We start from the raw sequence: 13,806 nt of genomic DNA, 5'->3' as shown, positions 1-13,806 counted from the left end.
CCGGGTAACCGCACTCCGGGGCCGGCCCGCGAAAGCCCGGCCCGCGAAGGCCCCGGCCCGAGAGCCCCCGGCCCACCGGCCGGCCCGTCTCCCGGACCGACCCGCGAACCCGACCGACCACCCGCTGCCGCACCAGCGAGACTGCGAGGAAATGCCACCGTGTCCACCCTCTTCCCGGCGCTGAGCACCCCGCCCGCAAAGACCGCCCTGGACTTCGGCGACCACTCCCTCACGTACGCCGGACTCGCCGCAGCGGCAGGCACATTGGCCCAGGAACTCACCCCTGGGGAGCGCGTCGCGGTCTGGGCGACCCCCACCCTCCACACCAGCGTCGCGGTGGTAGCCGCCCTCCTCGCCGGCGCGCCGGCCGTACCGGTGAATCCGAAGGTGGGAGAGCGCGAACTGGCGCACATCGTCGGCGACAGCAAACCCGCCCTCGTGCTCGCCGAGCCGGAGACTGCTCTCCCCTCGGTGCTGGACGCGCTCCCCCGGACGGACGTCACCGCGGCGCCGCCGGCCGCTCCTGCGCCGCCGCTTCCCGCCGAACCCGGCGAGGAGACCCCCGCGTTGATCGTCTACACCTCGGGCACCACGGGCCCGCCGAAGGGCGCCGTCCTCCCACGCCGTGCGCTGGCCTGCACCCTCGACGCACTCGAGGACGCCTGGGCGTGGACGGAGCACGACGTGCTCGTGCACGCTCTCCCGCTCTTCCACGTGCACGGCCTCATCCTCGGCGTCCTCGGGCCGCTGCGCCGTGCCGGGACGCTGCGCCACCTGGGCCGTTTCTCGACCGACGGCATCAGGGACGCGCTGAGCGGTGAGGGCACCATGCTTTTCGGGGTACCGACGATGTATCACCGCATCGCCGAGGAGGTCGGTGACGATGAGCGACTCGCCCGGGCCCTCGCCGGCGCCCGCCTGCTGGTGTCCGGCTCCGCCCCCCTGCCCGTCCACGACCACCGGCGGATCGCCGCGGCGACGGGTCAGCAGATCGTGGAGCGGTACGGCATGACGGAGACCCTGATGAACACCAGCGTCCGCTCGGACGGGGAGCGCCGTCCCGGCACGGTGGGCGTTCCGCTGGCCGGCGTCGAGGTGCGGCTCGTGGACGAGGACGGGCGGAGCGTCGGCGAATGCGACGGTGAGACCGTCGGCGAGATCCAGGTCCGGGGCCGCAACCTGTTCACCGAGTACCTCAACCGCCCCGACGCCACCGCGGAGGCCTTCGACGGAGGCTGGTTCCGGACGGGCGACATGGCGACCCGGGACCCCGACGGCTACGTGCGGATCGTCGGCCGCAAGGCCACCGACATCATCAAGAGCGGCGGCTACAAGATCGGTGCGGGCGAGATCGAGAACGTCCTGCTGGAACACCCCGACGTCCGGGAGGCCGCCGTCACCGGTGAGCCCGACGACGACCTCGGGGAACGCATCGTGGCCTGGATCGTTCCCGGCTCCAGGCAGCCCGGTGAGCAGGAGCTCGCCGAGCATGTCGCCTCCCAGCTGACGCCCTACAAGCGGCCCCGCGTGGTGCGGTTCCGCGACGCGCTGCCCCGCAACGACATGGGCAAGCTGATGAAGCGGGCGCTCCATGAGTGACGGCGCCCGCCCCCGCAAGGGCCTGTCGGCGCGCGGCGTGATCCGCGCCGTCTCCAGCGGCTTCACCGAACTCCCCGGCACCGCGGCGGAGCCGGGCCCGGGCGGCCACCACGCGACCGACGGGCCGCTCGCCTGGAACGGCTACGGCGCGGCCCGCGAACGCGCCGCGGAACGCACCGGCGAGAGCGAGTCGGTGGTGTGCGGAACGGCCGTGGTCGGGGACGTCGAAGCGGTGCTGATCTCCTTCGAGTTCGGCTTCCTCGGCGGCTCGCTGGGAGCCCGCACGGGCGACCGCGTCGCCGCGGCCTACGCGCAGGCCCGCGCACGCAAGATGCCCGTGGTCTCCCTCATCGCCACCGGCGGCAGCCGTATGCAGGAGGGGATGGTTGCTCTGTCCCAACTGCAGCGTGTCGCGCAGGAGTCGATGCTCGCGCGGCGTGCGGGGGTGCCGCAGCTCGCCGTGCTGCGGGACCCCGCCACCGGCGGCGGCTGGGCCACGCTCGGTGCCGGCGCGGACGTGGTGCTCGCGCTCCCCGGCGCACAGGTCGCCTTCGCGGGTTCCCGGGTACGTCCGCAGGGCGTCGACCCGCGGCCCTACTCGGCGGAGGGGCAGTGGGAAGCGGGACACGTCGACCAGATCGTGGGGGAGGAGGAGCTGCGGGGGACACTCGCGCGGTGGCTCACGCTGCTGACCGGCGGCTCCGGCGCCGCTCCGCCTCCTCCCGAGGCCCTGCCCGGGGGAAGCCCCGCTTCCGTCCCGGCCGACGGGCAGGAGGCCGTGGCGCGCGCCCGTGACGCTCGACGGCCGCCCGCCACGGCCTATCTGGACGACTACTTCGAGACGCGCGAGGACGTACGCGGCGACCGCTGCGGCGGCGTCGACGAGGGAATGCTCTGCGGCTTCGGACGGCGCGAGGGACGTACGGTCGCCTACGCCGCGCAGTGCGGAACGGCTACCCGCCCCGCCGGCTTCCGTACCGCGGCGCGGCTGATCCGCACCGCGGACCGGCTGGGCATCCCCGTGCTCACGCTCATCGACACCCCGGGTGCGGCCAACGACGCGGAGGCGGAGCACGCGGGTGCGGGACCGGCCATCGCCGACGCCTTCGCGGCCGTCGCCGAAGCGGCCGTGCCCGTCACGTCGCTGCTCATCGGGGAGGGCGGATCGGGGGGCGCGCTCGCCCTCGCGGCGCCGGGGAGGCTGTGGGTCACTCCCGACAGCTACTTCTCCGTCATCGCTCCCGAACTGGCCGCGGCGATCCTCAAGCGGACTCCGGACGAAGTGCCGCGTACCGCCGACGAGTTGTGGCTCCGTCCCCAGGACGTGGTGCGGCTCGGCATCGCGCGGGGCGTGGTGGGGGCGCGGGCGCGGCAGGGGTCGGAGCCGCGAAGCAGCGCCGCGTGACCGGTGGTCGTACCGGCGCGGGGCTGCGGGGCCACGCCGGGCGTCGTACGGGCCCTCAGGGATGGCCGAGCACGTCGGCGAGGGCCGCCGCCAGCCGGTCCGTGCACTCCCCGTCCCGTACGGCGATCCGAAGCCACTGCGGCCCCAGACCGGGGAAGGTGTCGCCCCGGCGGAGGGCGAAGCCCCGCGTGCGCAACTCCTCCCGCAGGGCGGCCGCCCGCGGGTGACGCACGAGGACGAACGGTGCGCGCGGACGTCCCGCCACGAGCAGCCCTGCCGGAGCGAACTCGCGCAGCCGGTCCAGCAGACGGGCTCTGTCCGCCTCGATCTGCCGCGCTGCCGCCTCCGCTTCGGCCAGCGCCGCGGGCTCGCAGCACGCTTCGGCCGCCGTCAGAGCGGGAGTCGAGACGGGCCACAGCGGCTGGTGCCGTGCGAGGTCGGCGATCGTCCCGGCGTCGGAGAGCACGTAGCCGATGCGCAGCCCCGCCAGCCCCCAGGTCTTGGTGAGGCTGCGCAGCACGACGAGCCGTCCGGGCAGCGGCCGCGTCGGCAGGACCTGCTGCCCGGGCTGTGCGTACGGGTCCGCGTCCTCTTCCCGCGGGTCCTCTTCCCGCGGTTCGTCCTCCCGCGGAGCCTCGTCCCGTGCTTCCTCGTCCCGTGACGCCTCTTCCGGCGACGCCGGGTGAGCCGGTGCGCCTCGCCCCGCCAACATCGGTGCCAGGGACTCGGCTTCGCCCGGTACCGCGTCGATGAAAGCCTCGTCCACCACGAGAGTCCGTCCCGGCCGGGCGAGCCGGGAGAGCACGCGGGCCGGGTGGAGCACGGACGTCGGGTTGGTGGGGTTGCCGACGACGACCAGGTCGGCGCTCTCCGGCACCGCCGAGGGATCCAGGCGGAAACCGTCCGAGGTGCCCAGCAGGACTCGGCGCACGTTCCGCCCGGCGTCCGCCAGCGCCGCCTCCGGCTCGGTGAACTGGGGGTGGACCACGACGGGCCGGGCGCTGTGCAGAGCGCGGGCCAGCAGCACGAACGCTTCGGCGGCCCCCGCGGTGAGCAGAACCTGATCCTCGGCCACGCCGTGCCGGGCGGCGACCGCCCGGCGGGCGTCCCGCTGGTCCGGGTAGGCGGCCAGCGAGTCGAGTGACGCGGCGAGACGGGACTTGAGCCAGGGAGGTGGCGTGCCCGCGCGCACGTTGACCGCGAGATCGGTCAACCCCGGCCCGGCGTCGCGCAGTTCGGCGTCGCCATGGTGCCGCAGACCGGAGACGTCCGGCTTCCGGCACCGGGCGGTCGCCGCCGCTGTCGACGGCGGCTCAGCGTGCATGGCTGCCGGGACGAGTTGCCCCGTCCTCCGTGCCGTGCGGTTCCTGCGGCCGCCCCGGCATCCGCCGAACGGTCTCCCGGTAGCGTTCCAGCACGACCTCCGCCAGCGCGGCGTCCGCGCCGACGACCCCGGCGACGACCACCTCGACCTGCGGGTTGGCCAGGCCCCATCCCTCCGACTGCTGCCGGACCCGTTCGGACAGGTCCCCGGCGAACAGGAAGCAGGGCTGCACGACCACCTTCCGTGCTCCCAGCTTCCGGCACCGGTCCAGGGCGGAGGCCACATCGGGGGCGGCGGAGGTGACGAACGCCGGCTCCACGCCCTCGTAGCCACGCCCCTCCCACAGCAGCCGGGCCGCTCTGTGCACCTCGGCGTTGGCGTGGGCGTCGGTGGAACCAGGGCTCACGAGCAGCACGGTGATGCGGGCACGGTCGTCCGGTGTGCGCGCGGCCGGGATGCCGTTCCCGTCCTCACTGCCGTTCCCGTCGTCCCTGCTGTTCCCGGAGCCCCCGCCGCTCGCGGCCCCGCGGCTCAGCGCTTCCTCGATCCGCCGCTCCAGCAGCGCGAGCATCGCCGGCTGCGGGCCCAGCGCGGCGCCACCGGTGCAGGAGAGGCCCTCGTGTTCCTCCTCCGCACGACTCAGGGCGGCCGGCACGTCGCGTTCGGCGAACTCGTCGGACACCAGCGTCAGCGGCACAGCGGCGATACGTGTGGCGCCCTCGGCCGCCAGTGCCGCGGCGGCGTCGGACACGGAGGGCCCCGAGGGTTCCCGCAGAGCTCCGGCCACCGTCAAGTCCGCGTGATCGCCTGCGAGTTCGTCGACGAAAGAGCGGAAGGCCTCCGCGGCTCCCCGGTCGCGGGAGACGTCACAGACGAGGAGGAGTGCCGGCGGGGATGTCATTCCGCCTCCTTGCCGCCGGGCCGTCCGCGGCCACGCCCGTCCCCGCCTGCCCACGTGCCGGTGGCTCCGCCCGCCGGCACGGCGAGCGGGGCTCCGACGGCGCTCGGCATGGCCGCGGTGGCCACTGCGGCGGTGGCCATCGCGGCCCGGCCCGGCCCCGCGGACGACGTCTTGCGTACGAGCAGACGCCCCCCTTCGCCGGAGGCGAGGAGCGCCGCCGCCTCCGCCACGGAAGGCGTCGCCACCGCCGTACGCGTCAGCTCCGAGGGCGTCGGCACGTCGACCGCGCAGAGCGCGCCGGACGGATAGGTGCGCAGCGGTACTCCCAGCCGGTCGGCGGCGGCCAGCAGCCCGGGTTCGCCGGCCTTGGCGTCCACCGTGGCCAACTCCCTGACGCACGCGGCCGGGAGGCCGCCCTCGTCGAGGACGCGCCTGACGAGTCCGAGCACCTCGTCGCCGGCGACTCCCCGGCTTGCGCCGACGCCCACCGTCAACATCCGCTGCGCCGACGCGAGTTCGCGATCCGTTTCGGCCGGATCGCTGCCCTGCTCGGGGCCTTCGGCGGTGTCGGCTCCTGTGACGGGATTCTTCATGCGGCACACCTCTCGACGAACCGGCGGGCCGTCCAGGGGGCGGCGGCCCAGTGCACATGCAGGTACGAGGCGTGGACATCGCCCCGTACGCCGCCGAGGAAGCCTTCCGTACGACGCTCGGGCCGCACCAGCCCCCAGGCCGGTTCGGCTCCCGCGCCGGGGGTCACGGCGGTCCGGTGGAACTCGTGGCCACGGACCCGGGTCCCCGCCGCCGCGACCGAACTGTCTCCCACGGCGACGGCTTCGCGGTAGCCGAGGGTGAGCCGGTCCGTCATCCGCGCGGTCGCGTCGAACACGCCGCACATCTCGTTCCCGTCCAACTCCCGGGTCAGGTAGAGCAGTCCGGCGCACTCCGCCGCGACGGCGCCGCCCTCGGCGGCGAGCCGTGCGACCTCGCCGCGCAGCGCCTTGTTCGCCGACAGCTCCGGCCCGTAGACCTCGGGGAATCCGCCACCGATGACGATCCCCCGTGTGCCTTCGGGCAGTTCCTCGTCCCGCAGCGGGTCGAAGTGGACGACGTCCGCCCCCGCTGCGCGCAGCAACTCCCCGTGTTCCGCGTAGGAGAAGGTGAACGCGGGGCCTCCCGCGACCGCCACGACCGGGCGGCGGTGCCGGCCGCCTGCTCGCACCTCGCGTGGGCCGGTGTGCTCGACGGGCGTGTCCGCGTCGGCGGCCGGTCCCGAGGTCAGCTCCGCTGCGGCGTCCCACGGGGTCACGGGGAGCGGCGGAGCCGTTCGCGCCAGCGCCAGCAGCGCTTCGAGGTCGCATCCCCGCCGTACCTGCGCGGCGGCCCCTCGTACGGCTTCGACCGCCTCAGCCGTACGCTCGGCCACCGGCACCAGGCCCAGGTGACGCGCGGGCGTACCCAGCGCGGGAACGCGCCGGAGCACGCCGAGCACGGGCACGCCCGAGGCCTCCATCGCCTCGCGGAGCAGCTCCTCGTGCCGGTCCGAGGCGACTTTGTTGAGCAGTACGCCGGCGACCCGTACCTCCGGGTCCCAGGACGCGAAGCCGTGCACGAGCGCGGCGACCGAGCGGGACTGCGAGGAGGCGTCCACCACGAGTACGACGGGAGCCCGCAGCAGCTTCGCGACGTGTGCGGTCGACGCCAGTTCCCCGGCTCCGGCCGCACCGTCGAAGAGGCCCATCACCCCTTCCACGACGGCCAGTCCGGCTCCTGCCGCGCCGTGCGCGAAGAGCGGCGCGATCCGCTCCGGACCGCACAGATAGGCGTCGAGGTTGCGGCCCTGCCGTCCGGTCGCGAGCGCGTGGTAGCCGGGGTCGATGTAGTCCGGCCCGACCTTGTGCGGGGACACGGACACGCCCGCGTCTGCGAACGCGGCCATGAGGCCGGTGGCGACGGTCGTCTTGCCGCTGCCGGACGAGGGGGCCGCGAGGACGAGACGCGGAATGCTCACGCTGCCCATGTCCGCGCCGTTCCCGTCGCGGGCGGCGCGCCCGGCCGACGTGCATCGGGGGACACTTGCGGCATGCGTGCGCCGACTGCCGTACGCCCACGACCGGTTGGGCGGTACGCCCCCGGCACCCCGGAGGCCGCGGACACCCCGCCCACGGCGCGTGCCGTGCCGCCGCTCACCACTCGATGCCCCGCTGGCCCTTCTGGCCCGCGTCCATGGGGTGCTTGATCTTGGCCATCTCGGTGACCAGGTCCGCCGCGTCGAGAAGCTCCCGCGGAGCGTTGCGCCCGGTGATGACCACGTGCTGGGTGCCGGGCCTGTCCCGCAGTACGCCGGTCACCTCGCCGGTGTCGATCCATCCCCAGTGCAGGGGGTACGCGAACTCGTCGAGGACGTACAGCCGGTACGTCTCCGCGGCCAGGTCGCGCTTGACCTGCTCCCAGCCCTCGCGGGCGGCCTCCTGGCTGTCCATCTCGCCGTCCCGCTGGATCCAGGACCAGCCCGCGCCCATCTTGTGCCAGGTCACCGGGCCGCCTTCACCGCTCTCGCCCAGCACCCGGAGGGCCCGCTCCTCCCCGACCTTCCACTTGGCCGACTTCACGAACTGGAAGACCCCGATCGGCCAGCCCTGATTCCAGGCCCGCAGCGCGAGACCGAACGCGGCGGTCGACTTGCCCTTGCCGGTTCCGGTGTGCACGGCCACCAGGGCGCGGTTGCGGCGCTGCCGGGTGGTCAGGCCGTCCTCGGGTACGGTGCTCGGCTGTCCCTTCGGCATTACGCGGTCCTCCCTGGCCGGGCGTGTGTCCCCGCCCGTGTCCCTGTTCGTGTCCGGGCCGGGTCCCCGGCCTGCCTCTGGTCGTGAGTCCGGTTCCCGGCCCGGTCCCGTGGCGTCCGCTGCTGCTGCGGGGGTGCGGCCTCCGTCCGGGCACGGGGCCGGGAGCCGGTGGCGTGCCGTACGAGATCGGTGACGGCGTCCGCCCGCAGTTCGTCGAGCGTCACCGCGGCTCCCCCGAGGTCGCGGGCGAGTTCACCGGCCAGCCCGAGCCGTACGGGCCCGGCCTCGCAGTCGAGCACCACCGACGCCGTGCCGTCCGCCTCCAGCAGACGTGCGGCCCGTTGCGCCTGCAGGGCCGGCCGGGTGCCGCCGGTGGCCCGCCCGTCGGTGACGACGATCAGCAGCGGACGGCGCGCCGCGTCGCGCATGCGTTCCACCCTCAGCACGTCGCGGGCCTTGAGGAGCCCGGCGGCCAGCGGGGTGCGTCCGCCGGTGGGCAGCGACTCCAGACGGGCCGCGGCGGCCTCCACCGACGAGGTCGGCGGCAGGGCGACCTCCGCGCCGGAGCGCCGGAAGGTGACCATGCCCACCTTGTCGCGCCGCTGATACGCGTCCAGCAGCAGTGACAGCACGGCTCCCTTGACCGCGCTCATCCGTCTGCGGGCGGCCATCGAGCCCGAGGCGTCCACGACGAACAGGACGAGATTGCCCTCGCGCCCCTCGCGCACGGCCTCCCGCAGATCGTCGCGCCGCAGGACCAGCCCGCGTCCGCTCCGTCCGCGGGCGTGCTGGTGCGGCGCCGCGGCCTGCACGGTGGCCGCCACATGCAGCCGGCCGAGCGTGCCCCGGGGCCTCCGGGCACCCGTGGTGCGGCCGTGCGCGGTGCGCGCGCGGGAGCGGCGGCCTGCGGCGCCCTCGCCCAGGCCGGGCACGGAGAGCGTCCGGGCCCGGAACGGCTCGGCCGCCCGGGCCGGGGGCTTCTCACCGGGCCGGGCGGCCGGCTGCCCGCCGGTCCCGTCCTCCGTGTCCTGCCCGTCGTCCGCGCCTTCGTGCGGGGACTCACCGGAGGCGGGGGACGGCTCCCGCGGCTGGTCCTCGGCGTGACGCGGCTCGGGGAGCGACGGTTCCTCCGCGCCGTCCCGGGTCTCGTCGGGGGCGTCCTCGCCCGATGGTCCGCCGCCGTCGTCGTCCGGGCCGCCACCCCCGCTGTCGTCGGTGCCGCCGGTGTCGTCTGGGTCGTCGTCGTTGTCGCCGCCGTCGTCGTCGCCGCCGTCGTCCGGTTGGCTGTGCTGACGCAGGGTCTCGTCGAGCTTGTCCTCGTCCAGGCCGGGAGCGTCGAAGGGGTTCCGCCGGCGCCGGTGCGGGAGCGCCAGCAGAGCGGCCTGCCGTACGTCGTCGGCCACGACGTCGGTACGTCCGGCCCAGGCGGCCAGGGCGGTCGCGGTACGCGCCATGACCAGATCGGCGCGCATGCCGTCCACCTCGAAGGCTGCGCACGTCGCCGCGATCTGACGCAGCGCCGCATCGCCGAGCCGTACCTCGGGCAGCAACTCCCGTGCCGCTGCGATGCGTTCGCGGAGCGACTGCTCCTCCTCGGCCCAACCCGCCCTGAACCCGGCCGGATCCGCGTCGTACGCCAGCCTCCGGCGTACGACGTCCACACGTTCGGCGGTGTCACGCGAGGCGGTCACCTCGACGGTCAGCCCGAACCGGTCCAGCAACTGCGGCCGCAGCTCGCCCTCTTCGGGGTTCATCGTGCCGACGAGCAGGAACCGTGCGGCGTGCCGTACGGACACCCCTTCACGCTCCACGTAGGAGGCGCCCATGGCGGCGGCGTCCAGCAGCAGGTCGACGAGGTGGTCGTGGAGGAGGTTGACCTCGTCCACGTACAGCACGCCGCGGTGCGCGTCGGCCAGCAGGCCCGGCTGGTAGGCCTTCACCCCCTCCGACAGCGCCCGTTCGATGTCGAGCGCACCCACCAGACGGTCCTCGGAGGCGCCGACCGGCAGCTCCACCATCGCCGCGGGCCGCATGCTTCCGCCGCCGGGCTCGTGCGGCCCGTCGGGGCAGTCGGGGTCGGGCCCGGCCGGGTCGCAGGAGAACCGGCATCCGGGTACGACCGCGACCTCCGGCATCAGCGCCGCCAGCGCGCGCACGGCCGTCGACTTCGCGGTTCCCTTCTCACCGCGGACCAGCACGCCGCCGACGGCCGGGGAGACGGCGTTGAGCAGCAGCGCCAGCCGCAGGTCGGACATGCCCACGATCGCTGAGAAGGGGTAGGGGCTCCGTATGGTGCTCATGAGTTCGCTCCCGCGTCTCGGCAGTCTCGACTGTCCCGGCCGTCTCGGCCGTCTCGGCCGTCTCGGCTGTCTTGGCCGTCTCCGGCATCGTGGAAATCTCCCGGCGCCCCGGGTGCGACGAACGGCAGGCCGGCGGGTGGCCCCGACTCGATCAGCCGCAGCAGCGCATTCGTGTCGGCGTGTTCCTCCACGAGGTCGCCCAGGCGGTCCAACTGCTCCTCGCGCAGGGCCGCGAAGCTCGTGCCGGGCGCGGGGACGAAGCCCGTACGGCCCGCGTCGTCGGCGATCCTGCGCAGGAACGCGCGCCGGAAGCCGTCGCTCTCCAGCGAGCCGTGCCAGTGCGTCCCCCACACCGTCCCGGCCCGGCAGCCGTCCAGCGGCTCGCCTCGTCCGTCGCTGAACACGGCTTCTCCGCCCAGCACTTCAGCGACACCGTGATGGATCTCGTACCCCTCCGCATGCTCACCGAGAGCTGAACCGGACGGGCGGGCGAGGGTCTTCCCGGCGGCGAAGCGGACGCGGACGGGCAGCAGCCCGAGGCCGTCCACGGTTCCCGCCCGCGACTCGACCTCGTCCTCGATGCGTCCACCGAGTATCTGGAACCCGCCGCAGATGCCCAGCACGGGCCGCTGCGCCGCGGCCCGCCGCCGCAGCGCGTTCGCGAGCCCACGCGCGTGCAGCCACTCCAGCGCCCGTACGGTCCCGCGGGTGCCGGGCAGCACCACCAGGTCCGCGTCGGCCAGTTCCTCGGGACGGTCGGTGAACCGGACGACGACACCCGGCTCGGCGGCCAGCGCGTCGACGTCGGTGAAGTTCGACATCAGCGGAAGCGGTACGACGGCGACGCGCAGCACGTCCGTTCCGTGCGGTCCGTCCGCCGCCGACTCCCGTACGGTGCCGCGCAGGGAGATGCGCAGCCCGTCCTCCTCGTCGATTCCCAGGCCGTGCTGCCAGGGCAGAACCCCCAGCACGGGCCGCCCGGTGAGTCCGCGCAGCATCTCCAACCCGGGCTCCAGCAGCGACACATCGCCGCGGAACTTGTTCACCAGGTAGCCCGCGAGGAGGGCCTGGTCCTCTGCCGCGAGCAGCGCCGTCGTACCGAAGAAGGACGCGAAGACCCCGCCGCGGTCGATGTCGCCGACGACCACGACGGGCAGACGAGCGCTGCGTGCCAGCCCCATGTTGACGATGTCGGTGCGCCTCAGGTTGATCTCCGCAGGGCTCCCCGCGCCTTCGCAGATCACCGCGTCGTGCGTGCGCCGCAGCTCCTCCAGGCAGTCGGTGACCGTCCCCAGCAGCCTCTCCTGCCGGTCCGAGTGGTAGCCACGTGCGCTGAGTTCACCGACTGCCCTGCCCAGCAGCACCACTTGGCTGCTGCGGTCGCTGCCCGGCTTGAGCAGCACGGGGTTCATCAGCGCGGTCGGCTCGGTCCGGGCGGCCGCGGCCTGCATGGCCTGGGCCCGTCCGATCTCGGCGCCCTCCCGTGTCACGTACGAGTTCAGCGACATGTTCTGGGCCTTGAACGGTGCGACCTTCAGGCCCTTGCGTGCCAGCCAGCGGCAGATGCCCGCCGTGACCACGCTCTTGCCCGCGTCGGACGTCGTGCCGGCGACCAGCAGCCCACCGCCCCGGCTCCCGGTACCGCTGCCCGCACCCCCGCGCGGTCTCTCCGTACCCGTCACGTCGTCCGACTCCTCCCGTCCGTACGAGTCCCCGCCACGGCGAGCCGCCCCGCCACGCCCACGGCCGTGGTGAAGGCCAGCGAGAGGAGCCCGACGCGCCGCGAGAGCCGCACGGCGCGTGCGATGTCCCCGGTACGCACGGCCCGTCCGGGGGAGTTGAGCACCGGCCTGTGCTCGGTGCGTCCGCCGTAGCTGAGCGTGCCGCCCAGCCGTACACCCAGCGCACCCGCGAACGCGGCTTCCACCGGGCCCGCGTTGGGGCTGGGGTGCCTGCGCGCGTCGCTCCGCCAGGCGCGTACGGCACCGCGCGGGCACGGTCCGGCGAACGCGGCGAGTGCGGATGTCAGACGCGCGCCGGGCCACCCGGCCACGTCGTCCAGCCTCGCCGCGGCCCAGCCGAACTTCCGGTGGCGCGGGGAGAGATGACCCACCATGGCGTCGAGCGTGTTGGCGGCGCGGAAGGCCGTCATGCCGGGGACGCCCGCGAGCGCCCCCCACACGAGAGCGCCCACGACGGCGTCCGAGGTGTTCTCCGCCACCGACTCGACGACGGCGCGGGCGATCCCCTCCGCGTCCAGCAACTGCGGGTCACGGCCGCACAGTTGCGGCAACAGGCGCCGTGCGCTCGGCACATCTCCCGCTTCCAGGGCCGCCTCGACGGAACGCGCCGCCGTGCTCAGCCCGTTGCCGCCCAGCGCGGTCCATGTCACCGCCGCCGACAGCGAGATGAAGGCGGTGGTCCGGCCGGTCCGGCGGACACCGCGCGTGAGGAGCGCCGCGGTCGCGGCCGGGCCCGCGACGCAGAGTGCCGCGTAAGCCGCGCCCGCCGCACGGGAGTCGCGCCACAGGGCGCGCTCCGCAGCGGCAGCGGCCCGTCCGAACGCGGCGACGGGGTGTCCGGTGCGCGGGTCGCCCAGAAGCATGTCACCCAGGTAGCCGAGGACCGCGCCCCCGGCGTACGCGCGATGAACTCGCATGTCTCAGCGCGCCGTCGGGTCCCGGCGGACGGGGCCGGCCGCACGGAGTCCGGGGCGGCCGGCACGAGGAAGGCGTGGGCGCGGAAGTCCGGGTACGGGACCGGCGGGGGCGACTACGGGCAGAGCTGCGGCCGGAAAGCCACGCATGGCGGAGTCCTCACTCAGGGTCCTCGCCCTGGCTCGACGTACCGGCGGCGAGAGTCTCCTGGCTCCCGGATCGCAGCGTCCCCCGGCCTTCCGGCCTGCTGTTGCTCTCGGCCGTGACCTTCGCTTGGGGTTCGCTCCCCGGTGACAGTGGCGGGACCGCGCCGGATTCTCACCGGCTTCCTCTCCAGCCGCCGTTGGGCAACGGGCAGTCCACCACGTACGGGAGGGGGCGTCAACTCGCCGCTGACCTGCGGCGGAAGACTGTGAGCAGACACACGGAGAAGGGGTACGGGCGAATGCCCGTACCCCTTCTCCGTGTTGCCCGTGGTGCCTAGAAGCCCGCCGGCGGGCGGGAGTTCACGGTGCGGTGATGATGTAGATGCCGTACGCCACCGCGGCGGCGCACAGCGCGTAGCAGGCGTACGCCCCGGTGCGTGCGAGCGCCGACGCGCTGCCGCCGTGGCTCTTCCCGGCGGAGCCGTTCACGATGCCGAGCGTGAACACGCCCACCAGGCCGACCGTGGCCACGAGGCTGACGCCGAATACCTGGCCGAGCGCTGCCCAGTCGATGTCCATAGCGTTTCCCTGTCTGAGGTCCGGCAGAAGTCCGGCTGCCGCCGGTCTGCTGTGCGGTTCGGTCTGCGGATTGAAATGTGCGGTCCGGTCCGTGGGATTCGGTCTGCCG

11 protein-coding genes and 1 riboswitch are annotated in these 13,806 nt (G+C 74.4%); of the genes, 2 read left to right on the top strand and 9 right to left on the bottom strand.

What is annotated here, in order from left to right; genetic code table 11:
• Positions 1-159 precede the first annotated feature (159 nt).
• Together ACFPA8_RS24360 and ACFPA8_RS24355 are read left to right on the top strand one after the other, a co-directional pair.
• Positions 160-1,599: an acyl-CoA synthetase gene (locus tag ACFPA8_RS24360; RefSeq protein WP_386451861.1), complete on the top strand. Its 1,440-nt coding sequence runs from the start codon at positions 160-162 to the stop codon at positions 1,597-1,599.
• Positions 1,592-3,004: a carboxyl transferase domain-containing protein gene (locus ACFPA8_RS24355; protein WP_386451860.1), complete on the top strand. Its 1,413-nt coding sequence runs from the start codon at positions 1,592-1,594 to the stop codon at positions 3,002-3,004. Before ACFPA8_RS24360 ends, ACFPA8_RS24355 begins: the two co-directional genes overlap by 8 nt.
• Before the next feature lie 55 nt (positions 3,005-3,059).
• On the opposite strand, the gene ACFPA8_RS24350 is transcribed toward ACFPA8_RS24355, so the two are convergent.
• From ACFPA8_RS24350 to ACFPA8_RS24310, 9 genes are all read right to left on the bottom strand, one after another.
• Positions 3,060-4,328 carry an aminotransferase class I/II-fold pyridoxal phosphate-dependent enzyme gene (locus ACFPA8_RS24350; protein ID WP_386451858.1) on the bottom strand — a complete coding sequence of 423 codons (1,269 nt, stop codon included), beginning with the start codon at positions 4,326-4,328 and terminating at the stop codon, positions 3,060-3,062.
• Entirely contained in the window at positions 4,318-5,229 is a 912-nt protein-coding gene (locus tag ACFPA8_RS24345) for a sirohydrochlorin chelatase (protein ID WP_386451856.1), read from the bottom strand. The genes ACFPA8_RS24350 and ACFPA8_RS24345 overlap by 11 nt, the downstream gene beginning before the upstream one ends.
• A complete protein-coding gene (locus ACFPA8_RS24340; RefSeq protein ID WP_386451854.1) occupies positions 5,226-5,822 on the bottom strand; it encodes a cobalamin biosynthesis protein in 597 nt (198 codons plus the stop codon). The genes ACFPA8_RS24345 and ACFPA8_RS24340 overlap by 4 nt, the downstream gene beginning before the upstream one ends.
• On the bottom strand, positions 5,819-7,249 hold the full coding sequence (locus ACFPA8_RS24335) for a cobyrinate a,c-diamide synthase (RefSeq protein ID WP_386451853.1): 1,431 nt from the start codon (positions 7,247-7,249) through the stop codon (positions 5,819-5,821). Before ACFPA8_RS24335 ends, ACFPA8_RS24340 begins: the two co-directional genes overlap by 4 nt.
• Before the next feature lie 166 nt (positions 7,250-7,415).
• On the bottom strand, positions 7,416-8,015 hold the full coding sequence (gene cobO, locus ACFPA8_RS24330; RefSeq protein ID WP_386451851.1) for a cob(I)yrinic acid a,c-diamide adenosyltransferase: 600 nt from the start codon (positions 8,013-8,015) through the stop codon (positions 7,416-7,418).
• On the bottom strand, positions 8,015-10,306 hold the full coding sequence (locus ACFPA8_RS24325) for a magnesium chelatase subunit D family protein (protein ID WP_386452337.1): 2,292 nt from the start codon (positions 10,304-10,306) through the stop codon (positions 8,015-8,017). The genes cobO and ACFPA8_RS24325 overlap by 1 nt, the downstream gene beginning before the upstream one ends.
• Positions 10,307-10,311: 5 nt before the next feature.
• Complete coding sequence (locus tag ACFPA8_RS24320) at positions 10,312-11,997, bottom strand: cobyric acid synthase (RefSeq protein ID WP_386451849.1); 1,686 nt, start codon at positions 11,995-11,997, stop codon at positions 10,312-10,314.
• Positions 11,994-12,974 (bottom strand): cobalamin biosynthesis protein, encoded by a 981-nt coding sequence (locus ACFPA8_RS24315; protein WP_386451847.1) that lies wholly within the window; start codon positions 12,972-12,974, stop codon positions 11,994-11,996. Before ACFPA8_RS24315 ends, ACFPA8_RS24320 begins: the two co-directional genes overlap by 4 nt.
• Positions 12,975-13,172: 198 nt before the next feature.
• Positions 13,173-13,304: riboswitch (cobalamin riboswitch) on the bottom strand.
• Between the two features lie 174 nt (positions 13,305-13,478).
• Positions 13,479-13,697, bottom strand: coding sequence for a hypothetical protein (locus ACFPA8_RS24310; protein WP_386451845.1), 219 nt, complete (start codon positions 13,695-13,697; stop codon positions 13,479-13,481).
• Positions 13,698-13,806: the final 109 nt, after the last annotated feature.

It is taken from the genome of Streptomyces ovatisporus (genome assembly GCF_042653885.1).
Taxonomy (GTDB): domain Bacteria; phylum Actinomycetota; class Actinomycetes; order Streptomycetales; family Streptomycetaceae; genus Streptomyces; species Streptomyces ovatisporus.
The sequence above is the reverse complement of the archived record's forward strand: the minus strand, read 5'-3'. Positions and strand labels throughout refer to the sequence as shown.

Coding starts and splice junctions, on each gene's coding strand:
- ACFPA8_RS24350 (WP_386451858.1), bottom strand. CDS start 4,328: ATGCACGCTGAGCCGCCGTCGACAGCGGCGGCGACCGCCCGGTGCCGG.
- cobO (WP_386451851.1), bottom strand. CDS start 8,015: ATGCCGAAGGGACAGCCGAGCACCGTACCCGAGGACGGCCTGACCACC.
- ACFPA8_RS24355 (WP_386451860.1), top strand. CDS start 1,592: ATGAGTGACGGCGCCCGCCCCCGCAAGGGCCTGTCGGCGCGCGGCGTG.
- ACFPA8_RS24335 (WP_386451853.1), bottom strand. CDS start 7,249: ATGGGCAGCGTGAGCATTCCGCGTCTCGTCCTCGCGGCCCCCTCGTCC.
- ACFPA8_RS24345 (WP_386451856.1), bottom strand. CDS start 5,229: ATGACATCCCCGCCGGCACTCCTCCTCGTCTGTGACGTCTCCCGCGAC.
- ACFPA8_RS24315 (WP_386451847.1), bottom strand. CDS start 12,974: ATGCGAGTTCATCGCGCGTACGCCGGGGGCGCGGTCCTCGGCTACCTG.
- ACFPA8_RS24340 (WP_386451854.1), bottom strand. CDS start 5,822: ATGAAGAATCCCGTCACAGGAGCCGACACCGCCGAAGGCCCCGAGCAG.
- ACFPA8_RS24310 (WP_386451845.1), bottom strand. CDS start 13,697: ATGGACATCGACTGGGCAGCGCTCGGCCAGGTATTCGGCGTCAGCCTC.